We start from the raw sequence: 26,007 nt of genomic DNA on the forward strand, positions 1-26,007 counted from the left end.
GCTGTGCCAGTCGGTGATTCACTAACTGCATTTGTGCTCCGAAGAGCCTACAATCCAGCAAGGTCACAGTCTTCGCCCCCCTTGCCATGAGCACCCTTCCCTCGCATACCTCCCCTCGCTTTCACTATCGGCTCGCCGCCATCCAGGACTGGGGCGACATAGCCGCGGTGACGCAGCAGGCTTACGGGCAGTATGAGCTGGCGATCATGGAGGATTGCCGCGAGTCTTTCCAGCAAGGCATGAAGTCCGTGCTGGCGGCAACCGACTCCGAGATGGAATGGTGGGTGGCGGAGACCGAACACGGCATCAGCGGTGCCGTGCTGTTCTGCCATCCGGGCGCCACCCTGCAGGCACTGGACGGCAGCACCATCACGCTGGGCCTGCCGGAAGCACGCCTGCTGGCGGTGAGTCCCCAGGCACGCGGCCTCGGCCTGGGCCGCACGCTGATGCAGGTCTGCATCCGGCGCGCGCGCGATATCGGCGCCAGCGCGCTGCTGGTGCGAGCCATGCCGGAAATGAAATCCGCCATCCGGCTCTGCGAGCAGATGGGGTTCGTCAAACGCACCGAGGCGGGTGCGCGCTCGGGACCGATGGCCCGGCTGATCGACTACATCTACGCGCTACCGCCCGAAGACGCAGCGGAATCCGGCGCAAAGCCCTAGGGCTGGACATCCGGACGCCGCCCCGCCGCCCCGCCGCCCCGGCCTTGCGTCCTAGTCCTGCGTCTGCACGATCGTGCCGCGCCAGATCAGCACCACGGCCTGCGCCACGATGCCCTCCTGGCGCCCTTCGAAACCCAGCTTCTCATTGGTCTTGGCCTTGACGTTGCAGCTGGCCGGCGGCAAGCCCAGGTCTTCCGCCAGGTTTGCCACCATGGCGCCGACGTGCGGCGCCAGCTTCGGCGCCTGCGCGATCACCGTCGCATCCACATTGCCGATCTCGTAGCCGGACTCGCGCACCCGCCGCGCGGCTTCGCGCAACAGCACACGGCTATCCGCACCCGCAAAGCCCGCATCGGTATCCGGGAAATGGCGGCCGATATCGCCCAGGCCGGCCGCGCCGAACAGTGCATCGGTAATCGCATGGAGCAGCGCGTCGGCGTCGGAATGCCCCAGCAGGCCGCGATCGTGGGGGATGTCCACACCGCCCAGGATGAGCTTGCGGCCGGGCACCAGTGCGTGCACGTCGTAGCCTTGGCCGACGCGGATATCGAATGGGGTCATGGAAACAGCACTCCTTCAGGATCGGATCAGGAAACGGGTTTCAGGGCGTCGCGGCGGCGTCCTGGCCCAGCAGCAGCTCGGCCAGGGCGAAGTCCTCGGGATAGGTCACTTTGAAATTGCGCAGCGAGCCGTTGACCAGGCGCGGATGCAGGCCCAGCCGCTCGATCGCGCTGGCCTCGTCGGTCACCACGGCACCGGCTGCCAGTGCCTCCTGCAGCGCCTGGCGCAGTACGCCGACGCGGAACATTTGCGGCGTCTGCGCCTGCCACAGGCCCTCGCGCGGCACGGTTGCGCTGATGCGCGCCCGGGTAGCCGGCTGGCCGCCGGGGGCCGGGTCGGCACGTTTGAGCGTATCGGGCACCGGCACCGCCAGGATGCCTCCGATGGCCGCGTCCGGGCCGTCTTCTTCCCCGCCCTCACCCTCCACCGCGCGCACCAGCGCGTGGATCATGGCAGTTGTGAGGCCGGGCCTGGCGGCATCGTGCACCAGCACCCAGTCGCGATCCGTGGCGCCGAGTTGCGCCAGGTGATGCAAGCCCGCCAGCACGGAGGCGTGGCGCGTATCGCCACCCACGAAAGCGGTGTCAAAGCGCAGGCCGGCAAAGGCGGCGGCGCCAAAACGGGACTCCAGCGGCATATCGTCCGGCGCCAGCACCAGCGCGGTGGCGCTGATGGCATCGCAGGCCGCGAAGGCGGCAAGTGCGTACCAGATCATCGGCCGGCCGGCCACGATCTGGTATTGCTTGGGCAGGTTGCCGCCGGCGCGGCTGCCGGTACCGGCACAGGGAATCAGGGCAAAACGGCGAGCAGACACGAATAGTGCAAGGGGCAAGGTGAGTGCCGTGCACGGGGCACGGCGCAAGGCTTCCACAGACCCGCCCTTGGAACGCATAAGGCAGGCGCGATGAAGCGCGGCATTGAAAACGCGGATTTCGGAGCGCATTCTATAATACGGCCTTCGCTCGCGGACATGCGGGCGTCGAAAGCGCAGTGCCTTTAGTGATTGAGGGCACCGCCTGCTTCGCCCACACCCCGCCCGCGACGCCGGCGGGGTGTCGTTGTTGCGTGGCCGCGCATTCTTGTCCGCGATGTTCAGCATTCAGCAATAGCCGTCGTCCTTTACACGCAACCGCAATACCCGCGCATAACGAACGTCCGTAACGACGGCAACACCTCAAGCAAGCCAACAAGCCAGCCCGCAACCGATGCCCGAAGCCAATCGTCCCGCCCCCTTCGCCAACCTCCCCTTGGTCAAGGCAGGCCAGCGCAACACCGTGTCCGGCCTGACCGGCTCCGCCGACGCCCTGGCGCTGGCAGCCTACGCCARCCAGCACCGCGAGCGCGTGCCGATGCTGGCGGTGATGTGCGCCAATGCCATCGACGCCCAGCGGCTGGCCGAGGAAATCCCCTGGTTCGCACCGGGCCTGCGGGTGCGCCTGCTGCCCGACTGGGAAACCCTGCCCTACGACAGCTTCTCGCCGCACCAGGACCTGGTCTCCGAGCGGCTGGCCACCTTGCACGACATCCAGGGCGGCCAATGCGACATCATGCTGGTGCCGGCGCAGACCGCCCTCTACCGGCTGGCGCCGCCCGCCTTCCTGGCGGCCTACACGTTCTTCTTCAAGCAGGGCGAGAAGCTGGACGAAGCCGCGCTCAAGGCGCAGTTCACGCTGGCCGGCTATGAGCATGTCAGCGCCGTGATGCGGCCTGGCGAATACAGCGTGCGCGGCGGCCTGATCGACCTGTTCCCGATGGGTTCGCCGCTGCCCTACCGGATCGACCTGTTCGGCGAGGAAATCGAGACCATCCGTGCCTTCGATCCCGACACCCAGCGCAGCCTCTACCCGGTCAAGGAAGTCCGCTTGCTGCCGGGCCGCGAATTCCCGCTCGACGAAGCCGCGCGCACGGCTTTCCGCGGGCGCTGGCGCGAGCTGTTCGAGGGCGATCCGAGCAAATCGACGATCTACAAGGACATTGGCAACGGCGTGCCGTCGGCGGGCATCGAGTACTACCTGCCGTTGTTCTTTGAAAGCTCGGCCACCGTCTTCGATTACTTGCCGGCCGATAGCCAGCTAGCCTTCGTCGGCGACGTGCACGAGGCGATCCGGCGCTTCTGGGCCGACACCACGCAGCGCTACAACTTCATGCGCCACGACCGCGAGCGGCCGCTGCTGCCGCCCACCGCGCTGTTCCTGCCCGAGGAACAGTTCTTCGCCGGGGCCAAGCCGCTGGCGCGGCTGGTGCTGCAGGCCGCCGCCAGCGCCGACGCCCCGCAACTGGCCGAGCCGCTGCCCGATGTCTCGGTCAACCGGCGGGCCGAAGACCCGCTGGTCAACCTGGAATCCCTGCTGCTGAAAAAGGACCGGCGCGTGCTGATGTGCGCCGACTCCGCCGGCCGGCGCGAAACCCTGCTGCAACTGTTCGGCGAGAGCGGGCTGCGCCCGCAGCCGATCGACGACTACGCCGCCTTCCTGGCGGGCGACTCACATTTTTCCATCGTGGTGGCGCCGCTGCAAAGCGGTTTCGCCTTGCCGGCGAAAGACGGCGCTGCCCCGCTGGCCTTCGTCACCGAGGCCGAGCTCTATGCCGGGACCGCGCGCCGCACGGGCCGGCGCAAGCAGGAGCAGGCCAGCGCCGTCGATTCGATGGTGCGCGACCTGGCCGAGCTGAAGATCGGCGACCCGGTCGTGCACAGCGAGCACGGCATCGGCCGCTACCAGGGCCTGGTCACGCTCGACATGGGCCAGGGCGAGGAGGAATTCCTGCATCTCGACTACGAGAAAGGCAGCAAGCTGTACGTGCCGGTGCACCAGTTGCATGTGATCTCGCGCTACTCCGGCGCCGATCCGGACACCGCGCCGCTGCACCAGCTCGGCTCCGGCCAGTGGGACCGCGCCAAGCGCAAGGCTGCGCAGCAGATCCGCGATACCGCGGCAGAACTGCTCAACCTGTACGCGCGCCGCGCCCTGCGCCAGGGCCATGCCTTCGAGCTCACGCCCAAGGACTACGAGAAATTTGCCGAGAGCTTCGGCTTCGAGGAAACGCCCGACCAGGCCGCGGCCATCACCGCGGTGATCGCCGACATGACCTCGGGCAAGCCGATGGACCGGCTGGTCTGCGGCGATGTGGGCTTCGGCAAGACCGAAGTCGCGTTGCGCGCCGCCTTCGTCGCCGTCATGGGCGGCAAGCAGGTGGCCATTCTTGCGCCCACCACGCTGCTGGCCGAGCAGCATTTCCAGAGCCTCTCCGACCGCTTCGCCGAATGGCCGGTGCGCATCGTGGAGCTGTCACGCTTCAAGACCAGGAAGGAGATCGACGGCGCCATCAAGCAGATCAACGACGGCACCGCCGACATCGTGATCGGTACCCACAAGATGCTGTCGGACGACGTGAAGTTCCAGCGCCTCGGCCTGGTCGTCATCGATGAGGAACACCGGTTCGGCGTGCGCCAGAAGGAAATGCTGAAGACCTTGCGCGCCGAGGTCGACGTGCTGACGCTGACCGCCACGCCGATCCCGCGCACGCTGGGCATGGCGCTGGAAGGCCTGCGCGACTTCTCCGTGATTGCCACCGCGCCGCAAAAGCGCCTGGCCATCAAGACCTTCGTGCGGCGCGAGGAAGACGGTGTGGTGCGCGAGGCCATCCTGCGCGAGCTCAAGCGCGGCGGCCAGGTCTACTTCCTGCACAACGAGGTCGACACCATCGAGAACAAGCGTGCCAAGCTCGCCGAGCTGGTGCCGGAGGCGCGCATCGCGGTGGCGCATGGGCAGATGCACGAGCGCGAGCTGGAACGCGTGATGCGGGACTTCGTGGCACGCCGCGACAATATCCTGCTGTGCACTACCATTATCGAGACCGGCATCGACGTGCCGACCGCCAACACCATCCTGATCCATCGCTCCGACAAGTTCGGCCTGGCGCAGCTGCACCAGTTGCGCGGCCGCGTCGGGCGTTCGCACCACCAGGCCTACGCCTACATGCTGGTGCACGACGTGGATGGCCTGAGCAAGCTGGCGCAGCGCCGGCTCGAAGCCATCCAGCAGATGGAGGAACTGGGCTCGGGCTTCTACCTGGCCATGCACGACCTGGAGATCCGCGGCGCCGGCGAAGTGCTGGGAGACAAGCAATCCGGCGAGATCCACGAGATCGGCTTCCAGCTCTACACCGACATGCTCAACACCGCCGTCAAGGCACTCAAGGCCGGCAAGGAGCCCGACCTGATGGCGCCGCTGGCGGCCACCACCGAGATCAACCTGGGCACCCCTGCCTTGTTGCCCAACGACTATTGCACCGACGTGCACGAGCGCCTTTCGCTGTACAAGCGCCTGGCCAACTGCGAGGCCGCCGAGCGCGTGGACGATATCCAGGAGGAGCTGATCGACCGCTTCGGCCGGCTGCCGCCGCAGGCGCAGGCGCTGATCGAAACCCACCGGCTGCGTATTGCCGCGGCGCCGCTGGGCGTGCGCAAGATCGACGCCGGCGAGGCGTCGATCAGCATGCAGTTCCTGCCCAACCCGCCGATCGATGCGATGAAGATCATCGATCTGGTGCAGAAGAACCGCCATATCAAGCTGGCCGGCCAAGACAAGCTGCGCATCGAGGCCAAGATGCCGGACGTGGCCGTGCGCTCGCAAACCATCAAGCACACCTTGCGCCAACTGGCCTGAACATTGCGTTGCCGAGCCCGCTCCCCTCGCACTGCCGCCGCAGCGGGCATCGATGCTGCACCGTGCATGGACCCGCAGCCCGGCACGGTGTAGCATCAGTTACTTAACACGTTACCAATCGTTATCAAAAGCCAAAGGCCCCAAGCCATGCAAGCCGATACCCTCAGCAAGCCTGCCGATGCCGCCAACCGCGGCAGCGCGCTCGACTGGACCCAGCGCCTGGTCAGCTACGACACCACCAGCCGCCATTCCAACCTCGGCCTGATCGAAGCGGTACGCGATCATTTCCTGGCCAAGGGCCTGCGTCCCCACCTGAGCTACAACCCGCAGGGCGACAAGGCCAACCTGTTTGTCACCGTGCCCGCCGCCAACGGCAGCACCGATGGCGGCATCGTGCTGTCGGGCCACACCGACGTAGTGCCGGTGGACGGCCAGAACTGGACCACCGATCCGTTCAAGCCGGTCATCCGCGACGGCCGGCTGTACGGCCGCGGCACTTGCGACATGAAGGGATTTATCGGCACCAGCCTGGCGCTGCTGCCCACCATCCTGCAGGCCAGGCTGCGCGAGCCGGTGCACTACGCGCTGTCCTTCGATGAAGAGATCGGCTGCATGGGCGCGCCCTACCTGCTGGCGGAACTGCGCGATCGCGGCGTGCGCCCGGCCGGCTGCATCGTGGGCGAGCCCACCAGCATGCGCGTGATCGTGGCGCACAAGGGCATCAACGCCTACCGCTGCTGCGTCAAGGGCCAGGCCGCGCATTCGTCGCTCACGCCCAAGGGCGTCAACGCCATCGAGTACGCCGCGCGCCTGATCTGCTTTATCCGCGACATCGCCGACGAGTTCAAGGCCAACGGCCCCTACGACCGCGACTTCGACGTGCCCTTCACCACCGCGCAGACCGGCACTATCCAGGGCGGCATCGCGCTCAATACCATCCCGGCATCGTGCGAGTTCGTGTTCGAGTTCCGCAACCTGCCGGGCGTGGATCCCGAGGCCATCTTCGCCCGCATCCAGCGTTACGCCAACGAGGTGCTGCTGCCGAAGATGCGCGCCGAGCACGGCGACGCCGGCCTCACCATCGGCAAGATCGCCGCCGCGCCCTCGCTCGACGTGGCCGAGCAGGAAGCCATCACGCAACTGGTGCGCGCGCTGAGCGCGGACCGCGACGTCAACAAGGTTGCATACGGCACCGAGGCCGGCCTGTTCCAGCGCGCCGGCATCCCGGCCGTGGTGTGCGGCCCCGGCGATATCCAGCAGGCGCACAAGCCCGACGAGTACGTCGAGCTGGAGCAGCTCGCCGCCTGCGAGTCCTTCCTGCACAAGGTGGTCGACAGCCTGCGCGTGAGCTGAGCCGTTTTCCGTTGTGGCCGGTCCGCCTCGCCACGCAAAGAGCGCGCCGTCCTTTGCGCAGCGGGAAAGCGCGCGGCAGCCTCTTTTCAGACCAGACGCACCGGCCCAGGGTACTGGGCCAACAGTGAATCCCCGGTCAGCAGCGTGATGCCTTCGATTGTCGCCTGGGCAACCAGAATGCGATCAAACGGGTCTTTGTGGATCGGCGGCAAGCCATCGATCGCCACGGCGTGCTCGCTGGCGACGGGAAGTTCGCTGTAGCCGTTGTCCAATAGTCCACGCCGCAATAGCCGCGCGTCCGCCTGAAAGTCCGCGCGGCCCAGCCCTCGCTTGCTGGCGATCTCCCATAGGCTGGCGGCGCTGAAGAACAGCTCATTGTCGGCAGCTTCGAGCAGGGCGCGCGCGGTACCGGACAAGCGCTCCGGGGCGCCGGCCGCCCACAGCAATAGATGCGTGTCCAGTAGCAACTTCATGCGCCGCCGCCGAAAAGCTGTTCGATCTCGGCAGCGCCCATCCGGTCAAAATCGTCCGGCACGGCGATCTGGCCGGCCATGAAACCCAGCCGTTTGATCTGGCCGGCCTCCGGCGCGTTCAGTGGCACCACCTTCACAAGTGGCTTGCCGGCCTTGGCGATCACGAACGGTTCCCCCTTTGCCGCCTGTTCGACGAGTCGCGAAAGATGCGTCTTCGCCTCATGGATATTGATGGTTTGCATATCGGCCCAGTTAAACTAAGTTTGATTAGCTTAGTCCGATTGAAGAGGGAGCACAATCACCGCCTGCGAGGACTTCCCCTTCCAGCACAGCAGGCTGGCTGCGCCGCATGCGTCCGGGCAGTTACAATAGCGGTCTTCGCCGCCGCTGCGGCACGTACCCCGCACTTACCACCATGCGCCGGCCAGCCCGGCCCGGCATTCGCGCCATGCCCCTGATTCTGCAAAGTCCTGCCCCGCTTTCCGCCAACGATCTCGATGCCATCCGCGCCATCGCCCAGGCTCCCACGCTCGCGCTGCGCGGCGAGACCGTGGCGGCCGCGGACGCCAGCGCCGCGCTGACGCCGGCCCTGCGCGAAGCACTCGACGCTTGCTGCGGCCCCCGCGCCATTGACTGGGCCATCGTTCCCGCCGGGCGCAAGCTTTCGGACTTCAAGCTGGTGGCGATGGATATGGACTCCACGCTGATCACCATCGAGTGCATCGACGAGATCGCCGATTTCTGCGGGCTCAAGGCCGAGGTCTCGGCCATCACCGAGGCCGCCATGCGCGGCGAGATCACTGACTTCAACGAAAGCCTGCGCCGCCGCGTGGCCCTGCTCAAGGGGCTGGACGCCAGCGTGCTGGACCGCGTCTACGAAGAGCGCCTGCGCCTGTCGCCCGGCGCGGAAACCATGCTGCTTGCCGTGCAGGCGCTGGGCATGCGCACCCTGCTGGTATCGGGCGGCTTCGTGCATTTCACCGAGAAGCTCAAGCCCCGGCTGAAGCTCGACGTCACCCGCGCCAATACACTGGAAATCATCGACGGCAAGCTCACCGGCCAGGTGCTGGGCGAGATCGTCAATGCCGACGTCAAGGCCCGCGTGGTGCAGGAAGTGTGCGCGCAGATCGGCGCGGACCCGTCCCAGGCCATCGTCATGGGCGATGGCTCCAACGACCTCAAGATGATGGCCGTGGCCGGCCTGTCGGTGGCGTTCCGTGCCAAGCCGGTGGTGCGCGCACAGGCCAGCGTGGCGTTCAACCACGTCGGGCTGGACGGCTTGCTGCAACTGTTCCCGCACTAAGCGCCACGGCCGCATTGCGGCAAGCACCGAATATGGGCTACGGGCCGCCCCGGATGATGTCCGGGGCGGCCCGTTTTCATGCCACCAGTTGCGACGCCATCGCGCCGCGCAGATCGGCGATCAGGTCGCGGGTATCTTCCAGCCCGATATAGAGGCGCACCAGTTCGCCGGCGTTCCGCCAGCTGGCTGGCGGCCAGCTGCCCACGGGACGCATGGTCTGGACGTGATACGGCACCGCCAAGCTGCGCGCGCCGCCCCACGACCAGCCGATCGCGAACAGGCGCAGCGCCTCGACAAAGGCATCGACCTGGGCCCGGGTATGGCGCGCATGCAGCACGATGGAAAACAAGCCGGTGGCGCCGCTGAAATCGCGCCGCCAGAAGTCATGGCCAGGACAATCCGGCAGGGCCGGATGCAAGACCTTGACTACCTCCGGGCGCTGTTTGAGCCATTCGGCCACTTCGCGCGCGGCGCGATCGTGGGCCGCCAGCCTGACCGGCATGCTCGGCAGCGAGCGCAGCACCAGGTAACAGTCGTCCGCCGACACGCCCCAGCCCATCAGCATGCGGGCGCGCTTAAGGCGGTCGTGGAGCTTCTCGTCGCGGGTCAGCACGGCGCCCATCAGCACATCGCCGCCGCCCGACTGGTATTTGGTCAGCGCCTGCACCGAGATATCGATCCCCTTGTCAAAGGGGCGGAAATAGACGCCGGCCGACCAGGTGTTATCGATGGCGGTGAGTACGCCGCGCGCCTTCGCCGCGGCCACGATCGCTTCGGTATCGGGCACCTCCATCGTCACCGAACCCGGCGACTCCATCCAGATCAGGCGGGTATTGGGGCGGATCAGTCCGGCGATGCCGGCGCCGATCATGGGATCGTAATAGCGAACCGACACGCCAAAGTCCCGCGCCAGCCATTCACCGTGGTCGCGGTTGGGGCCGTAGACGTTGTCCGGGACCAGCACGTCGTCACCCGACTTGACCAGCGCGAAATACACCTGCGAGATCGCTGCCAGGCCGGACGGCAGCAGCAGCGTCTTGTTCGCGCCCTCGATCAGCGCGAGATGCTGGCACAGCGCCTCGCTGGTCGGCGTGGCATGCAGGCCATAGCGCCAGTAGGTCGCGGCGCCGTCGCCATGCGCGCGCAACTCCGCCAGGTTACGGAAGACCACGGTGGAGCCGCGATGCGTGGGCTGGGAGAACGAAGCGAAGCCGGGCGCGATATCCAGTTCGGGCTGGACGGCCACGGTCTGCAGGTAATCGGATTGGGCAGCGGACTGCTCGGAAGGCTGGCGGTCGGACACGGCGGTTCCTCGTCTGGCGATGGCTCGATAATCGTTCGAGCTTACCAGCAATCGGGTGCGTGTTGGCTTGCGTGCGCCTTTGCCGGCGCAATCCGCCCGGCTCGCGCCCCGCACTCTAGCGCCCGGAAATCGAGGATTTCGGTGCTGGCGGCGCGTAAGTAATGCCGCTGTTCGGGGTCATGTCGAAGGGCGGGATCACCAGCACGCCCAAGGGCCGGATCATGAAGGGCAGCACGATGGCCGGGTTGACGGGATCGGTCCAGTTGCCATGGACCACGCCAGCGCCGTCGATGGTGCCTTCCCAATTGCCCGTGACGTGCGTGCCGTCATTGGACTCTTCCATCAGGAAGGCGCCGTTTTCAAATTCGCCAGCCAGCAGGCGCACGCCACCGGCCCGGCCGACGCTGTACTCGCCATGCACGCTGTCGCGCTCGTCCGGCTTGGGGCCGAGGCGCAGGCGCACCGGCTGGTCGCCCAGCGTGCCCACGTAGACCGGCAATGATGCGTATTCGGGAAGCGGCGCCAGCAGCCTGGGCGCGGCGCCGGTCGAGAGCTGCGTGGCGCGCTTCGACTCGCCCTCGCGGATCGCCTGGTTGATGCCGAAGCCCTCCACCTGGCTGCCGGCACTCCCAGCGCCAGCGGTACCCGTGGCCAGCTCGGTACCGCCGGCGGCCAGCGCGGCGCCGGCCAGCGTTGCCGCGGCCAGCCCGGACGCCAGCGTCAGGGAGACGGAAAGGGACGGAGTCGCTACGCGCCGCAAGGCAGCCTCAGGCTCAGAGTCGCTCGAAGATGGCCGCAATGCCCTGGCCGCCGCCGATGCACATGGTGACCAGCGCATAGCGGCCTTGCACCCGTTGCAGCTCGTACAGGGCCTTGACGGTGATCAGCGCGCCGGTGGCGCCGATCGGATGGCCCAGCGAGATGCCCGAACCGTTCGGGTTGACCTTGGCCGGATCCAGCCCCAGTGCCTTGGTCACGGCGCAGGCTTGCGCGGCAAAGGCTTCGTTGGCTTCGATCACGTCGAGGTCCGCCACGGTCAGGCCGGCACGCTCCAGCGCCTTCCTGGTCGCCGGCACGGGGCCGATGCCCATGGTCTTGGGGTCGACGCCGGCATGCGCGTACGAAACCAGGCGGGCCATCGGCTTGAGGCCGCGCTTCTCGGCAACGCCACGTTCCATCAACACCACGGCGGCAGCGGCGTCGTTCAGGCCCGAGGCGTTGCCCGCGGTGACCGTGCCGTTTTCCTTGACGAAGACCGGCTTGAGCTTGGTCATGTCTTCCAGGACCGCGTCGTGGCGCACATGCTCGTCGGTATCGAAGCTGACGTCGCCCTTGCGGCTCTTCAGCGTGACCGGCAGGATCTGGTCCTTGAAGTGGCCAGCGCGGATGGCCGCCGACGCGCGGCGGTGCGACTCCAGTGCGGCCTCGTCCTGCTGGCCGCGACTGATGTCGTATTCCTTGGCCACGTTCTCGGCGGTGACGCCCATGTGGATCCCGTGGAAGGGATCGTGCAGCGCGCCCAGCATCATGTCGATCAGCTTGGCGTCGCCCATGCGCGCGCCCCAGCGGGCCGCCTGCGCCAGATAGGGCGCACGGCTCATGCTCTCCGCCCCGCCGCCGATCGCCACGTCGGCATCGCCCAGCAGGATGTTCTGCGCGGCGCTGACGATGGCCTGCAGGCCCGAGCCGCACAGGCGATTGACGGTCAGTGCCGGCGCGTCGATGGTAACGCCGCCCTCCACTGCCGCCACGCGGCCCAGGTACATGTCCCGGGGTTCGGTCTGGATGACGTTGCCGAACACCACATGGCCGACGTCGTCGCCGCTGACCTGCGCGCGGGCCAGTGCCTCACGCACGACCATGGCGCCCATCTGGGTCGGGGAAAGATCCTTCAGGCTGCCGCCAAAGGTACCGATTGCGGTCCGGACGCCGCTTACCACCACCACTTCACGTGTCATTTCGTGTCCCCATAGCTGATGTTGCAGCGCACAGTATAGCGCGGCACACCGAAAAAATGAACGATCGTACTTTTACCTTTCGCGGCGCCTGAACCCTGGTCTCAGGCCTCGCCCCACAGGTCGTGGCCATCGGCGCCGGTGATCTTCACCGAGACGAATTCCCCGACCTTGTAACGCGGCGCACCTTGCGCCGGCGGCTCGATATAGACCAGGCCGTCGATTTCCGGCGCATCGGCCGACGAACGGCCAATGCCGCCGTCCTGGTTGATTTCGTCCACCAGCACGCGCAGGGTCTGGCCGACCTTGCGCTGCAAGCGGCGGGCCGATACTTCCTCGGCCACCTCCATGAAGCGCGCACGGCGCTCTTCACGGACTTCGTCGGGCAAGGCGCCCGGCAGGTCGTTGGCAGTGGCGCCCTCGACCGGCGAATACGCGAAGCAGCCCACGCGGTCCAGCTCGGCCTCGGCGATAAAGTCCAGCAGCGTCTGGAATTCTGCCTCCGTCTCGCCGGGGAAGCCCGCGATAAAGGTGCTGCGGATGGTCAGTTCGGGGCAGATCTCGCGCCAGGCGCGGATGCGGTCCATGGTCTTCTCGGCATTGGCCGGGCGCTTCATGCGCTTGAGCACGTCCGGGTGGGCGTGCTGCAGCGGCACATCCAGGTAAGGCAGCACGTGGCCTTGCGACATCAGTGGAATGATTTCATCGACGTGCGGGTACGGGTAGACATAATGCAGGCGGACCCAGGCGCCGTACCTGGCGGCAAGCTCGCCCAGCGCCGCGACCAGCTCGGTCATGCGCGTCTTGAGCGGGCGGCCATCCCAGAAGCCGGTGCGGTACTTCACGTCCACGCCGTAGGCGCTGGTGTCCTGCGAGATCACCAGCAGTTCCTTGACGCCCGACTTGAACAGGTTTTCGGCTTCCAGCATGACTTCCGCCACCGGACGCGAGACCAGGTCGCCGCGCATCGACGGGATGATGCAGAAGGAGCAGCGGTGGTTGCAGCCCTCGGAAATCTTCAGGTAGGCGTAATGCTTGGGCGTGAGCTTGATGCCGGCGGCCGRCACCAGGTCCAGGAACGGATCATGGGGCTTGGGCAGGTGCATGTGCACGGCCTGCATCACTTCGCCCAGCGCATGCGGGCCGGTCACGGCCAGCACCTTGGGGTGAACCGACGTGATGATATCCTCGCCCGCGGCGTTCTTCTTGGCACCCAGGCAGCCGGTAACGATCACCTTGCCGTTTTCGGCCAGCGCCTCGCCGATGGCGTCCAGGCTTTCCTGCACTGCCTCGTCGATAAAACCGCAGGTATTGACGACCACCAGGTCGGCGCCGTCATAGGTGCCGCTGATGGCATAGCCCTCGGCGCGCAACTGGGTAATGATCTGTTCGGAGTCGACCAGGGCCTTGGGGCAGCCAAGGCTCACGAAGCCCACATTTGGAATATGGTCTTTCTGAGTCGTTGATTCTACGGAGTTTTTCACGGTCACTTCCAAATGTGGGGCGGGCGAGGCGGGACATGGCCGCCTGCGGTAAAGGCTAATCGCGTATTTTAACCGTTCGCCAACGTTTGCCGGCGCCTGACACCACACCTGCCGTATAAACATCGCGCCAACCGATTCGCCTGGCGTGAAGCCTGTGTCCGCACGGCAGCGTCAACCCCGCGCGGATGACGTCGCTGGCATGCCCTCCAGGGCGCTCTCGATCAACGCCTGGATCTCGAACGAATCCTGCAGGCGCCGGATGGCTGCATGCAGGTCGGCAGCCTGCGGCCAGGTCCGCTTCAGGTAGCTGAGCCACAATTTGACGCGTCCGTGCTCATGACGGCATTCGACACGGGCCTGCAATTTCTTCAGGTAGCTGGCGATATGACGGAGCACGAGCGGCCATTCCCCGCCGGACGGCGATCTGTCCATCTGTCCGCGTATCCGCAAGGCCAGGAAAGGATCGGATACGGCACCCCGTCCGATCATCACGTCGGCACAGCCGCTGACAGCCCGGCAGCGCTCCCAGTCGGCAACGGTCCAGACTTCTCCGTTGGCAATGACAGGCACGTCCACCGCATCATCGATGCGTGCGATCCACTCCCAGTGGGCCGGCGGCCGGTAGCCATGATCGCGCGTCCGGGCATGCACGACGAGGGAGGCCGCGCCGCCTTCCGCAAGCGCAGTGGCGCACTCGATCGCCAGCGAGGTATCGGATACGCCAAGCCGCATTTTTGCGGTCACGGCGATGCTGGCAGGCACCGCGGCGCGTACGGACGAAACAATCCGGTTCAGCAGTTCGGGGTCCGCCAGCAACATGGCTCCGCCACCGTGCCTGTTGACGACTTTGGCGGGACATCCGAAGTTCAGGTCAAGTCCATGTGGTGACAAGGTGGCTGCCTGCGCAGCATTCAGCGCCAGCCATTCGGGATCGCTCCCGAGCAACTGGATCACCATCGGCGTGCCACCAGGGGTGTGGCCCCCGTCGGCTATCTCGGGCGTGTCCCGCTCATAGACGCGCTCGGGCAGCAGGGAGCCAGTCACCCTGACGAACTCGGACACGCACCCGTCGAAGCCGCCCGAGGCGGTCAGCTCGTCGCGCAATACGTAGTCCGCAAGCCCTTCCATGGGGGCAAGAAACAGCCGGCTCATGCGAAGGCTGACGTCAAAGGGGAGCGCTTGTCCCGGCGAAGTGCCGGAAAACCGGAAACCACGGAACCGGCCTTCGGAACGGGCTTGGCCTCGGCGGCAAGCGCCTGGCGACTGTCTGGAATTTGGGAGGGCATTGGGATTCGCGCCGTGCAGGCGAGTCCGCAATATGAATCGCCACATTTAAGAGGGGTAGCCACCGCGATAATTGCGCGCGTTACCCGAATTGCGTGATTTTAACCGATTGCCCTCGGCTGTCCCGCGTGCCGGCCCAGCCCATGGGCCGGGCGGCACGAGGGTCGGGCACGCCGCGGCCGGGGCCTGCACGCGTTCCCGGCGGCGGGAACGGGCAACCGGCCAGGGCGGGCCGCGCCGGCTTACTTCTTGTCCGGCTGGTTGAACGGGAACGTGCCGAACATATTCTTGGCCTGGCTCTGCATCTGCTCCTGCATCTGCACGAACAGGTTCTTGCTCTGCTCGATGTAATTGCTCATCATGCCCTGCATCATCGGCCCCTGCATATTCATGAACTGGGACCACATGTCGGGGCTGAACGGCTCGCCTGAATACAGGCCCTTGGAATTCTCGGCCAGCTTGTTCTGGATATCGATAAAAGCCTGGATGTTCTTTTCCAGGTAAGTCCCCATCATGCCCTGCATCGCATGGCCGTAGTAGCGAATGATCTGCGACAGCATGGAACTGGAAAACATCGGCACGCCGCCGGTTTCTTCTTCCAGGATGATCTGCAGCAGGATGCTGCGCGTAAGTTCGTCGCCGGACTTGGCGTCGATCACCTTGAAGTCCTCGGTATCCATCACGAGTTGCTTGACGTCGGCTAGCGTGATGTAGGTGCTGGTCTGCGTATCGTAGAGCCGGCGATTTGGATACTTCTTGATCAGTCGCTCTGCGCCTTTCTTGGTGGTAGCCATCGTGCTCTATCCTTTTATCGTCGCTGTTGCATGTTGCCTGCTGCATGCTGCTGCACCGCATGCTGTGCGGTGCGCAAAAATGAGACCGGCAGCGGGGGGACACAACCTGTTGACCTGCAACGCTTGATCTATTTTGGTGCGGGCTGGCCGCTGCCCTGATTCTATGCCCAACAAGGCACTATTGAAAGCCAGGGCCGTTAAGGAAAACCCGCACGGGACAATGGATTGCGGGAAATCGGGCAAGGCTTTTTTCCCCCGATTCCGACGGTTTGGTGCGGTGCAGGGAGTGCAATGCAATATTGCTGCGGGGAAACGGGCCGAATTCGGCAGCCCCCTCCCCGCCAAAATTAAAAAAGGTCCTCCGAAGAGGACCTCCCTAGGCCAGAAGCCACCCGCAACCAAAGGCGGCTCCTCGACCATCACCCCATATGCAAGCCGCCGTTCAGCGAGAAATCCGCGCCAGTCGCGAACCCCGACTCGTCGGATGCCAGCCAGGCGCAGATCGAGGCGATTTCCTCTGGCGCGCCAAGACGCTTGACGGGAATGGTACCAACGATCTTGTCCAGCACATCCTGGCGGATCGACTTGACCATGTCAGTGGCAATGTACCCGGGCGACACCGTGTTCACGGTCACGCCCTTGGTTGCCACTTCCTGTGCCAGCGCCATGGTGAAGCCGTGCAGGCCGGCCTTGGCGGTGGAGTAGTTGGTTTGCCCGAACTGGCCTTTCTGCCCGTTGACCGACGAAATATTGACGATGCGGCCAAAGCCGCGATCCGCCATGCCGTCGATGACCTGCTTGGTCACGTTGAACAGCGAGGTCAGGTTGGTGTCGATCACGGCATCCCAGTCGGCGCGCGTCATCTTGCGGAACACGACGTCACGCGTGATGCCGGCGTTGTTGATCAGGACGTCGACCTCACCAACTTCGGCCTTGACCTTGTCGAATGCGGCCTTGGTCGAATCCCAGTCGGCAACGTTGCCTTCCGAGGCGATGAAGTCATAGCCGAGGGCCTTCTGCTGCTCAAGCCATCTTTCACGGCGCGGCGAGTTGGGACCGCAACCGGCCACCACCTTGTAGCCGTCCTTGGCCAGTCGCTGGCAGATGGCCGTTCCAATGCCACCCATGCCACCGGTTACGTATGCAATGCGCTGAGTCATATCTACTCCTTGATGGCCAATTATTATGGAAACCTGCGGGGAGAAGCCTTCTCCCCGCCAGTACACCCTTCACACCAACTTGCGCGATTTTGTGTTGCGATCACTCGCGCTCAACCGCCAGCGCCACGCCCATGCCGCCACCGATGCACAGCGAGGCCAGGCCCTTGCGGGAACCGCGGCGCTTCATCTCGTGCAGCAGCGTGACCAGCACGCGGCAGCCCGATGCGCCGATCGGATGGCCGATGGCAATGGCGCCGCCGTTGACATTGACCTTGGACGTATCCCAGCCCATCTGCTTGTGCACGGCCAGGGCCTGCGCGGCGAAGGCTTCGTTGATTTCCATCAGGTCGAGTTCTTCCACGCTCCAGCCGGCGCGCGACAGGCAGCGCTGCGAAGCAGGCACCGGGCCCATGCCCATGACCTTGGGATCGACACCGGCGGTACCGTAGGCGCGGATCGTGGCCAGCGGGGTCAGGCCGAGTTCCTTGGCCTTGGCCGCCGACATCACCACCACAGCGGCGGCACCGTCGTTCAGGCCCGAGGCATTGGCGGCCGTCACCGTGCCGGCCTTGTCAAAGGCGGGCTTGAGGCCAGCCAGGGCATCCTGCGTGACGCCGTGGCGCACGAATTCATCGGTGGCGAACTGCACCGGGTCGCCCTTGCGCTGGGGAATCGGCACCGGCACGATTTCCTCGTCGAACCTGCCTGCCTTCTGGGCGGCTTCCGCCTTGTTCTGCGAGGCCGTCGCAAATGCGTCCTGGGCTTCGCGGGTGATGCCGTATTCCTTGGCGACGTTCTCGGCGGTGACGCCCATGTGGTACTGGTTGTAGACGTCCCACAGGCCGTCCACGATCATGCTGTCGACCAGCTTGGCGTCGCCCATGCGGAAGCCATCGCGCGAGCCCGGCAGCACGTGCGGCGCGGCGCTCATGTTTTCCTGGCCACCCGCCACCACGATCTCGGCATCGCCCGCGGCGATGGCATTGGCGGCCAGCATCACGGCCTTCAGGCCCGATCCGCAGACCTTGTTGATGGTCATGGCCGGCACCATCGCGGGCAGGCCAGCCTTCATCGCGGCCTGGCGCGCCGGGTTCTGGCCGGAACCGGCGGTCAGCACCTGGCCCATGATCACTTCGCTGACCTGCTCGGGCTTTACGCCAGCGCGCTCGAGCGCAGCCTTGATGACGATGGCGCCGAGCTCGGGCGCGGGAATCCTGGCGAGCGAGCCGCCGAACTTGCCCACCGCGGTACGGGCAGCGGATACGATGACGATGTCAGTCATTGGGAGGTCCTCTCGAGTTGAGTAGAGATAAGGGGTGCCATAAGGGGGCACGAGGCTGGCGGCCCTGCTGGGCCCCAGCCCGGAAAAATCCTATGCCTATGCCTTTGCCTTGACGTAACGGCCCGGCGCCGGCTCGATCACGTGGTAGTCCTTGTTGCCGTAGTCGGCAGGCGGCGCCTTGCGCGCACCGGCGTGCTTGGCCAGCCAGTCCGCCCAGTCCGGCCACCAGCTGCCGGCATGCTCGGTGGCGCCGTCGAGCCATTCTTCCGCGGTCGCCGCGATCTTGTCGTTGGTCCAGTGGCTGCGCTTTTTCTTTGCCGGCGGGTTGATCACGCCGGCGATATGGCCGGACGCCCCCAGCACGAAACGCAGCTTGTTCTGCAGCAGCGCAGTGGAAGCGTAGGCCGACGCCCAGGGCACGATGTGGTCTTCACGCGAGCCGTAGATATAGGTCGGTACGTCGATGCTGCCCAGGTCCACCGGCGCATTGCACACGGTCAGCTTGCCCGGCTCCTTGAGTTCATTCTGCAGGTAGGTATGGCGCAGGTACCAGCAGTACCAGGGCCCCGGCAAGTTGGTGGCGTCGCCGTTCCAGAACAGCAGGTCGAACGGCACCGGCGTATTGCCCTTCAGGTAGTTGTCGACAACATAGTTCCAGACCAGGTCGTTGGGACGCAGGAAGGAGAAGGTGTTGGCCAGCTCCACGCCGCGCAGCAGTCCGCATGGCGCGCCCGCGGCGCCGCCCAGGGTCGCTTCGCGCAGCTTGACGTGGGCTTCGTCGACAAACACGTCAAGCACGCCCGTGTCGGCGAAATCCAGCAGCGTGGTCAACAGCGTCAGGCTGGCCACGGGCCGCACGCCGCGATTGGCCAGCACGGCCAGCGCGGTGGACACGATCGTGCCGCCCACGCAGAAGCCCAGCACGTTGATCTGGTCCTGTCCGCTGATTTCGCGCGTGACTTCGATGGCGCGAATGGCTGCATGCTCGATGTAGTCATCCCAGCTGATCTCGGCCATCGAGGCATCCGGATTGCGCCAGGACACCATGTAGACCGTATGCCCCTGAGCCACCATGTAGCTCACCAGCGAGGTCTGCGGCTGCAGGTCGAGGATGTAGTACTTGTTGATGCAGGGCGGCACCAGCAGCAGCGGGCGCGTGAACACCTTCTCGGTGGTCGGCTTGTATTGCAGCAGCTGGAAGCAGGCGTTCTCGTAGACGACCGCGCCCTCGGTGACGGCCACGTTGCGGCCCACTTCGAAAGCCGATTCGTCAGTCTGCGAGATCTTGCCGCGACCAAGGTCCTCCAGCATGTTGAGCACGCCAACCCGCAGCGACTCGCCGCCCGAATCGATCAGCTTTTTCTGCGCTTCCGGATTGGTGACGAGGAAATTGGCCGGCGACATGGCATCGACCCACTGCGAAACCGCGAAACGGATGCGCTGGCGGGTCTTGGAGTCCGCCTCGACCGCGTCGGCCAGCTCGTTCATGGCGCGCGCGTTGATCAGGTAGAAAGCGGCTGCGTAATGGAAAGCGGCACTGCTGCGCCAGGCATCGCCGGCAAAGCGGCGGTCGGCCAGTGCCGCCGTCGGATTGGCGCCGCCGTCGGCCATGCTCTGCCACAGCTCGGTGAAGTCCTTCGTGTAGCGCTGCTGGATGCCGGCCAGTTGCTCGGGCGCGATCTTCACGCCCGCCATGGCGGACCCCGTCAGTGCCTCGAAACCAGGTATGCCGGGCATGCCCTGCTGGGTCGTCGTGCCGTTGGTCGTTGCCTGACGGGACCATTCCAGCCATGTCGCTGGATCAAATGGCGCCGAAGCAAATGAAAACGGTTGGGACTTGTCTTCCTTGGCGGAAGCTGCCGCACCTTTGCCGGTTGCCATGATGTTTTGTCTCTCTGCCGTCACTTTATTGAAAGCTGACCGGGCGGGGTACCGCCACTGCGGGGCAATCCCCCGCTGCCAGCCTCGAAACCGGCCCGCACCGACGCCCTCGGCTGGTGACGTCATGCGGTATGCTTGCCGGACACGCCACTCCGCGGACCGGATGGTTCCGGCGGAGCCAGCGAATGCTCGCTAACACACTCTCGCCAGGCATTCGAGGCCATTGTTGCCTTGCAATGTTATGCCTGTCAATGCGGAAAATTGAGTGGACCGGCGCCGGCGGCAAATTGCGCTCGGCGCGAACCTGCAGGCAGCCCTTTGCAGCCACTCTGGCCCAGGTGCGAGCTTGCATGAGAAGGATGACGTTCTGATGTATATCGTTGCAATCGGTTGGCTGTACGTGGTCCTGATGATGGCCATTACCGAACACACCGTGGTCGCGGGCGTGGCCACTTTCGTCTTCTATGGCCTGTTTCCGGTGGCAATCCTGATGTACATCATGGGCACGCCGGGACGCCTGCGCCGGCGCAAAGCCGAGGAAGCCAGGCAGGCCACGGGCGAGTCCGGCCCGCCGGCCGCCGGCGAGCCCGAGGCAACCGGATCCATCCAGGCACCGGACGCGGGGCAAGCCCGGCCGCCCGCCGGGGACTAACGCAGGGAAGGGATCAGGCGGCTAGCCAGACCAGGCTGGCCATGCGCCCCGTGACGCCATCGCGCCGGTAAGAGTAGAAGCGCTGCGCGTCGCTGACGGTGCAGGCATCGCCGCCATACACCGCGGTGCAGCCGGCCCGGGCCAGGCGGATGCGGGCGAGCGCGAAGATATCCGCCAAATACTTGCCGCCCGCGCCAGCGCGGAATGCGCACTCCACCGCCGTGACCTCCGCAGGCAGCGCCTGGGCAAGAAAGGCCTGCCGGACTTCGGCGCCGACCTCGAAGGCTTGCGGGCCAATCGCCGGCCCGAGCCAGGCCAGCCACTCGGCCTGCGCGCCCGCCCGCTCGCCCATGCGTGCCACGGTGGCCTCGATTACCCCGCCGCACAGCCCGCGCCAGCCAGCGTGCGCGGCGCCCACCACCGTGCCGGCGCGGTCGCAGAGCAGCACCGGCAGGCAATCGGCGGTCATCACGGCGCAGACCCGGCCCGGGGCAGTGGCAATGCTTGCGTCCGCCTGCGGCGCCACGCCATCGGTCGAGAACTGGTCCTCGGTGGCGATCGCGCAGCCATGCACCTGCTCCAGCCATCCTGGCACGGCCGGCAGCCGCGCGGCCAGGCGCGCCCGGTTGCCTGCAACTGCCGAGGGATCGTCGCCGACGTGGGTGCCGAGGTTAAGCCCCCCGGGGCTGCCGTCCGCCAGGCCGTAAGGGGCCTGGCTCAAGCCGCCCTGGCGGGTGGTGGACAACGCGTGCACCCGCGCCGGAGCCGGCCAGTCAGGAACCAGCCACGGCGCCTCAGTCGTCATCGCCGTACTCCCATGCCCCGTCCTCGCCCTCGACCCAGCCATCATCCTCGCCCTCGTCGCCGACGCCGTCGAAATCGAGCGCTTCGATCAATGCCTGCAGGTCGTCGGGCGRCGGCGCCTCCCACGACATGGATTTACCGGTGCCCGGGTGCACCAGCCCAAGCCGGAAGGCGTGCAGTGCCTGGCGCGGCAGCGGCACCGGCAGCGGCGCCTTGATCGCCGGACGCTGGCCGCGCTGGGTGGCGGCGCGATGGTAGACCGGATCGCCGACCAGGGGATGGCCGATCGACTCGAAATGCACGCGAATCTGGTGGGTGCGCCCGGTCTCGAGCTGGCACATCACCATCGAGACATGGCCGCGTCCGAGCGGCACGGTGCCCAGCGTGCGGAAATGGGTGCGCGAAGGCTTGCCGCTGTTGGTGAGTACGATCGCCATGCGGATCCGTTCGCGCGGGTCGCGGCCGATCGGCGCATCGATGGTGCCCGATTCCGGCGTCTCGCCCCACACCAGCGCCAGGTAGGTGCGCTTGACGGTGCGCGCCTGCAGCTGGCGCACGAGGTCGGTCTGGGCGGTCAGCGTGCGCGCCACCACCATCAGGCCGGAGGTTTCCTTGTCGAGCCGGTGGACGATGCCGGCGCGCGGCAGGCCCACCGCCTCGGGATAGCGGTTGAGCAGGCCGTTGAGCACCGTGCCGCCCCAGTTGCCGGCAGCGGGATGCACCACCAGCCCGGCGGGCTTGTCGATGACCAGCAGCGCTGCGTCCTCGTACACCACCTCCAGGGGCACGTCCTCCGGCACGAAGGCGCGCGATTCGGCCGGGGCCTGCGGCCGCACCACGACCCGCTCGCCCATCTGTACCGAGGCCTTCGAGCGGCGCACCTCGCCGTCGACCAGCACCGCGCCGCTCTCGATCCATTGCTGCAGGCGGCTGCGCGAGAAGCCGCTAAGATGGCGGGCCAGCAATTTATCGAGACGCTCACCATGTGATGCACCATCGACTTCGAACTCCACCGGCTGCATCTCCAGCTCGATGGGCGATGCCTGCGCACCAGCCTCCAGGCCGCCCAGGGCGGCCACGTCGGTCAGGTCTTCCAGGTCCTCCACTTCGTTCAAAGTGTCGGCCGAATCGGCAGCTTGCTGCGCGATGCCCTTGGCGGCGGTTTCCGGCAAGGGGCTTGGGCTATAATGCTTGACGCTATTTTTCATCCGGGATATGTTGCCCATGCAATTGTTGATGAGCATGAAGCGCGCCAACTGGCGCGCAAGAATTGGAGCGATTCTGCTCGCAGGCGGCTGCGTCATGCTATCGGCGTGCGGCCTGCTGTCGGATCAACCAGACGAAACTGCCGGCTGGTCGGCTAACAAATTATATTCGGAAGCCAAGGACGCCCTCGATTCCGGCGACTTCACCCGTGCCGTCAAGCTGTACGACAAGCTGGAGGGACGGTATCCCTTCGGCCGATTCGCGCAGCAGGCACAGATCGATTCCGCCTATGCGAGCTACAAGGATGGCGAAACCGCCGCGGCCCTGGCCTCGGTTGACCGCTTCATCCAGTTGCATCCGAATCACCCGAGCGTGGATTATGCCTATTACTTGAAGGGCCTGATCAATTTCAATGACAACCTGGGCTGGCTTGGCCGCTTTTCCGGGCAGGACCTGAGCGAGCGCGACCCCAAGGCCGCGCGCGCCGCGTATGACGCGTTCAACACCCTCGTCACGCGCTTCCCTGACAGCAAGTACACGCCGGACGCCGCCGCGCGCATGCAGTACATCGTGAATTCGCTGGCCCAGCACGAGGTCCACGCAGCACGCTACTACTACAAGCGCGGCGCCTACCTGGCCGCCGCCAACCGTGCCCAGCAGGCGCTCAAGGACTATGACGGCGCGCCGGCCAACGAGGAAGCGCTGTACATCATGATCCGCTCCTACGATTCGCTGGGCATGAAGGACTTGCGCGACGATACCGCCCGCGTGATGGAAAAGAACTTCCCCAACAGCGATTACATCAAGTATGGGGAACGCCGCAAGGACAAGTCCTGGTGGGAAGTGTTCTGAACGCCAGGCGATGCGCCTGACCCTGCCGGTGACGCAAGCGTCACCGGCAATAGAGAACCGATTGCAAAGCCCGATTTCGATCGGGTTTTATTTTGGCTGGGGCGCTCGCGCTCAATCGGACTGCGCTTCGTCCCTCTGGTCCTCCGAACCTTTGCCATCCCGGATCGCCTCCAGGAAGCGGATCACGGTCTCGGCTTCGCGCGTGCGCTTGAAGGGCGGCAGGCTCTGCCAGATCTGGCGGCCGTAGGGTTTCTCCACCAGCCTGGTATCGCAGATCACCAGCACGCCACGATCGGTCTCGGAGCGGATCAGGCGCCCCGCCCCTTGCTTGAGCGTGATCACCGCATGCGGCAACTGGTGCACGGCGAACGGGCTCAGGCCCTTTTTCTGCAGGACTTCCATGCGCGCGGCCAGCACCGGATCGTCCGGCGGCGCAAACGGCAGCTTGTCGATGATCACGAGCGACAGCGCCTCGCCACGCACGTCGACGCCCTCCCAGAAGCTCTGGCTGCCGACCAGCACTGCATTGCCAAGCTCGCGGAAACGGTCGAGCAGCTCGGTGCGGCTGGCCTGGCCCTGGACCAGCAGGGGCAGATTCAGGCCGCGTTCGGCGAAAGCCTCGTAGAGCATGTCGGAGGCGCGCTGCACCGCCCGCAGCGTGGTGCACAGCAGGAAGGCGCGCCCGCCGGCCGCCTCGATCAGCGGCAGCGCGGTTTGCACCACCGCCTCGGTGAACTGGGGCGACTGCGGCGCCGGCAAATCGCGCGGCACATAGAGCAGGCCTTGCTCGGCATAGTCGAACGGGCTTGGCAAGGTCAGCGACCTGTCCTTGTCCAGGCCTAGCTGGGCCGCATAGTGGCTGAAATTACCCTTCACCGAGAGCGTGGCGGAGGTGAAGATCCAGGCGCGCGGGTGCCCTTCGCGCTGCCGCGTGAAGATCGGCGCAATCGACAACGGGGTGCGATGCAACTGCACCGTGTGGGAGAACACCTCGACCCAGCGCACCGTGTCCGGTCCCTGCACGGATGCGGGTGACGCGGATGCCGCGCCATCCTGCGCCTCATCGCTCGCCGCGGCCGGCCGCACCGCCCCGGATTCGTTGCGCCAGGCGGCCAGGCGCTGGTCAAGCTCCACCGCGCGGCGATGGCACTGCTCCAGCGACTCGGCGCGCTCTGCCTGGCTCTCCAGCAGCGCCACGAATTCCGAAAGCGCACGTTCGAGCGCGTCCAGCGTTTCGAAGAAAGGCTGGCTGATACGCGGATCCGCCTCGATCTGGTTCACCGCCAGGCGCGCATTGTCCTTGGTAAAGGCCAGGCGCAGGTCCCGCGCGGCACGCTCCAGGGGGGCCGCCATGCGCACCCAGTCGGCGGCGTCCCGCGCATGCGAGAGACCCTCGGCCACGGTATCCCGCGCAAGCTCCAGCAACTGGCTGGTCGACAGGCTATCACCGAAGAACAGCGTGGCCGTGTCGGGCAGCTGGTGCGCCTCGTCGAAGATCACGGTGTTGGCAGCCGGCAGCAGTTCGGCCATGCCGGTGTCGCGCAGCACGACGTCGGCAAAGAACAGGTGGTGGTTGACCACCACCAGGTCGGCCTGCTGTGCCTCCTTGCGCGCACGCATGACAAAGCACTCTTTATAGCTCGGGCACTCCGTGCCGAGGCAGTTGTCGCGGGTCGACGTGACCAGTTGCCATACCGGTGCGTTTTCCGGCACCGAGGCGAGCTCGGCCTTGTCGCCCGTTGACGTCACCTTGGCAAAGCGGCCGATCTCGCGCAGCCATGCGGCATCCTGGCGCGACGCCAGGCGGCCCTGGATTTCCGCCCGCTCCAGATGGTAGTGGCAGAGATAGTTGGCCCGTCCCTTGAGCAGCGCTACCGACACCGGCACATTGAGCGCGCGCCGCACCGTGGGGATATCGCGCAGGAAGAGCTGGTCCTGCAGGTTCTTGGTGCCGGTGGACAGGATGACCTTGCCGCCCCACATCATGGCCGGGACCAGATAGGCAAAGGTCTTGCCGGTACCGGTACCGGCCTCGACGATGACCGTGTCGGCGCGCTCAATCGCCCCGGCCACGGCTTCGGCCATGCGCTCTTGCGCCTCGCGCGGGCGGTAGCCCTCGATGCCCTGCGCCAGGGTGCCGGTCGGGGCGAAAATGGTGGCCAGTTCGGCGGCATGCGAAACCGCCGCACCCGACGGCCTGGTACCGCTGGCAGCGGGCGTATCTGGCGTATCGGCCGCTGCCGATGCAGCGGGCGTTACGGGGGCCGCAGGCGTGGCGGACAGGTCTTTTTCGGAGGCAGGCAAGGCGAGGCTTTATGGCGGGCCGCTTCA

General features: G+C 66.1%; 22 protein-coding genes. 6 read left to right on the plus strand and 16 right to left on the minus strand.

What is annotated here, in order from left to right:
* The first annotated feature begins 86 nt into the window (after positions 1-86).
* Entirely contained in the window at positions 87-662 is a 576-nt protein-coding gene (locus AC1DQ3_RS13310) for a GNAT family N-acetyltransferase (RefSeq protein WP_477120657.1), read from the plus strand.
* Between the two features lie 51 nt (positions 663-713).
* On the opposite strand, the gene ispF is transcribed toward AC1DQ3_RS13310, so the two are convergent.
* Entirely contained in the window at positions 714-1,223 is a 510-nt protein-coding gene (gene ispF, locus AC1DQ3_RS13315; protein WP_477120658.1) for a 2-C-methyl-D-erythritol 2,4-cyclodiphosphate synthase, read from the minus strand.
* Positions 1,224-1,263: 40 nt separating this feature from the next.
* Entirely contained in the window at positions 1,264-2,037 is a 774-nt protein-coding gene (gene ispD, locus AC1DQ3_RS13320; RefSeq protein ID WP_477120659.1) for a 2-C-methyl-D-erythritol 4-phosphate cytidylyltransferase, read from the minus strand.
* Positions 2,038-2,428: 391 nt separating this feature from the next.
* On the opposite strand from ispD, the gene mfd reads away from it, so the two are divergent.
* Positions 2,429-5,890, plus strand: a complete 3,462-nt coding sequence (mfd, locus tag AC1DQ3_RS13325; RefSeq protein ID WP_477120660.1) for a transcription-repair coupling factor — start codon at positions 2,429-2,431, stop codon at positions 5,888-5,890.
* Between the two features lie 147 nt (positions 5,891-6,037).
* Positions 6,038-7,243, plus strand: a complete 1,206-nt coding sequence (gene argE / locus AC1DQ3_RS13330; protein WP_477120661.1) for an acetylornithine deacetylase — start codon at positions 6,038-6,040, stop codon at positions 7,241-7,243.
* Positions 7,244-7,329: 86 nt separating this feature from the next.
* Here the strand turns inward: argE and AC1DQ3_RS13335 are convergent, their stop codons facing one another.
* Together AC1DQ3_RS13335 and AC1DQ3_RS13340 are read right to left on the minus strand one after the other, a co-directional pair.
* On the minus strand, positions 7,330-7,716 hold the full coding sequence (locus AC1DQ3_RS13335) for a type II toxin-antitoxin system VapC family toxin (RefSeq protein ID WP_477120662.1): 387 nt from the start codon (positions 7,714-7,716) through the stop codon (positions 7,330-7,332).
* A complete protein-coding gene (locus tag AC1DQ3_RS13340; protein ID WP_477120663.1) occupies positions 7,713-7,958 on the minus strand; it encodes a type II toxin-antitoxin system Phd/YefM family antitoxin in 246 nt (81 codons plus the stop codon). The genes AC1DQ3_RS13335 and AC1DQ3_RS13340 overlap by 4 nt, the downstream gene beginning before the upstream one ends.
* A gap of 206 nt (positions 7,959-8,164) precedes the next feature.
* Between AC1DQ3_RS13340 and serB the strand changes: the two genes are divergently transcribed.
* The gene (gene serB, locus AC1DQ3_RS13345) at positions 8,165-9,019 is read left to right on the plus strand and encodes a phosphoserine phosphatase SerB (protein ID WP_477120664.1); all 855 of its coding nucleotides are present in this window, start codon (positions 8,165-8,167) and stop codon (positions 9,017-9,019) included.
* A gap of 76 nt (positions 9,020-9,095) precedes the next feature.
* Here serB and AC1DQ3_RS13350 read toward each other — a convergent pair whose 3' ends face one another.
* From AC1DQ3_RS13350 to phaC, 9 genes are all read right to left on the minus strand, one after another.
* Positions 9,096-10,322: a cystathionine beta-lyase gene (locus AC1DQ3_RS13350; RefSeq protein WP_477120665.1), complete on the minus strand. Its 1,227-nt coding sequence runs from the start codon at positions 10,320-10,322 to the stop codon at positions 9,096-9,098.
* Positions 10,323-10,437: 115 nt separating this feature from the next.
* Positions 10,438-11,082, minus strand: a complete 645-nt coding sequence (locus AC1DQ3_RS13355; RefSeq protein ID WP_477120666.1) for a hypothetical protein — start codon at positions 11,080-11,082, stop codon at positions 10,438-10,440.
* Positions 11,083-11,095: 13 nt separating this feature from the next.
* Positions 11,096-12,280, minus strand: a complete 1,185-nt coding sequence (bktB, locus tag AC1DQ3_RS13360; protein ID WP_477120667.1) for a beta-ketothiolase BktB — start codon at positions 12,278-12,280, stop codon at positions 11,096-11,098.
* Positions 12,281-12,381: 101 nt separating this feature from the next.
* Positions 12,382-13,761, minus strand: a complete 1,380-nt coding sequence (rimO, locus tag AC1DQ3_RS13365) for a 30S ribosomal protein S12 methylthiotransferase RimO (protein ID WP_477120668.1) — start codon at positions 13,759-13,761, stop codon at positions 12,382-12,384.
* Between the two features lie 171 nt (positions 13,762-13,932).
* The gene (locus AC1DQ3_RS13370; protein ID WP_477120669.1) at positions 13,933-14,913 is read right to left on the minus strand and encodes a tRNA dihydrouridine synthase; all 981 of its coding nucleotides are present in this window, start codon (positions 14,911-14,913) and stop codon (positions 13,933-13,935) included.
* Positions 14,914-15,287: 374 nt separating this feature from the next.
* Positions 15,288-15,839 carry a polyhydroxyalkanoate synthesis repressor PhaR gene (gene phaR, locus AC1DQ3_RS13375; RefSeq protein ID WP_035860143.1) on the minus strand — a complete coding sequence of 184 codons (552 nt, stop codon included), beginning with the start codon at positions 15,837-15,839 and terminating at the stop codon, positions 15,288-15,290.
* Positions 15,840-16,258: 419 nt separating this feature from the next.
* Positions 16,259-16,999: a 3-ketoacyl-ACP reductase gene (locus AC1DQ3_RS13380; protein WP_477120670.1), complete on the minus strand. Its 741-nt coding sequence runs from the start codon at positions 16,997-16,999 to the stop codon at positions 16,259-16,261.
* A gap of 100 nt (positions 17,000-17,099) precedes the next feature.
* Positions 17,100-18,281 carry an acetyl-CoA C-acetyltransferase gene (locus tag AC1DQ3_RS13385; RefSeq protein ID WP_477120671.1) on the minus strand — a complete coding sequence of 394 codons (1,182 nt, stop codon included), beginning with the start codon at positions 18,279-18,281 and terminating at the stop codon, positions 17,100-17,102.
* 96 nt (positions 18,282-18,377) lie between these two features.
* Positions 18,378-20,162, minus strand: coding sequence for a class I poly(R)-hydroxyalkanoic acid synthase (phaC, locus tag AC1DQ3_RS13390; protein ID WP_477120672.1), 1,785 nt, complete (start codon positions 20,160-20,162; stop codon positions 18,378-18,380).
* Positions 20,163-20,532: 370 nt separating this feature from the next.
* On the opposite strand from phaC, the gene AC1DQ3_RS13395 reads away from it, so the two are divergent.
* Positions 20,533-20,814: a hypothetical protein gene (locus AC1DQ3_RS13395; protein ID WP_477120673.1), complete on the plus strand. Its 282-nt coding sequence runs from the start codon at positions 20,533-20,535 to the stop codon at positions 20,812-20,814.
* A 13-nt stretch (positions 20,815-20,827) separates the two neighbouring features.
* Here AC1DQ3_RS13395 and pgeF read toward each other — a convergent pair whose 3' ends face one another.
* Both pgeF and AC1DQ3_RS13405 read right to left on the minus strand, forming a co-directional pair.
* Positions 20,828-21,619: a peptidoglycan editing factor PgeF gene (gene pgeF, locus AC1DQ3_RS13400; RefSeq protein ID WP_477120674.1), complete on the minus strand. Its 792-nt coding sequence runs from the start codon at positions 21,617-21,619 to the stop codon at positions 20,828-20,830.
* Complete coding sequence (locus AC1DQ3_RS13405) at positions 21,609-22,826, minus strand: RluA family pseudouridine synthase (RefSeq protein WP_477120675.1); 1,218 nt, start codon at positions 22,824-22,826, stop codon at positions 21,609-21,611. The genes pgeF and AC1DQ3_RS13405 overlap by 11 nt, the downstream gene beginning before the upstream one ends.
* 16 nt (positions 22,827-22,842) lie before the next feature.
* Here AC1DQ3_RS13405 and AC1DQ3_RS13410 point away from each other — a divergent pair, with 16 nt between their 5' ends.
* The gene (locus AC1DQ3_RS13410) at positions 22,843-23,676 is read left to right on the plus strand and encodes an outer membrane protein assembly factor BamD (RefSeq protein WP_477120676.1); all 834 of its coding nucleotides are present in this window, start codon (positions 22,843-22,845) and stop codon (positions 23,674-23,676) included.
* A gap of 111 nt (positions 23,677-23,787) precedes the next feature.
* Here AC1DQ3_RS13410 and AC1DQ3_RS13415 read toward each other — a convergent pair whose 3' ends face one another.
* Positions 23,788-25,980 carry an ATP-dependent DNA helicase gene (locus AC1DQ3_RS13415; protein ID WP_477120677.1) on the minus strand — a complete coding sequence of 731 codons (2,193 nt, stop codon included), beginning with the start codon at positions 25,978-25,980 and terminating at the stop codon, positions 23,788-23,790.
* Between the last annotated feature and the right edge of the window lie 27 nt (positions 25,981-26,007).

Source organism: Cupriavidus sp. 01T418, assembly GCF_056398885.1.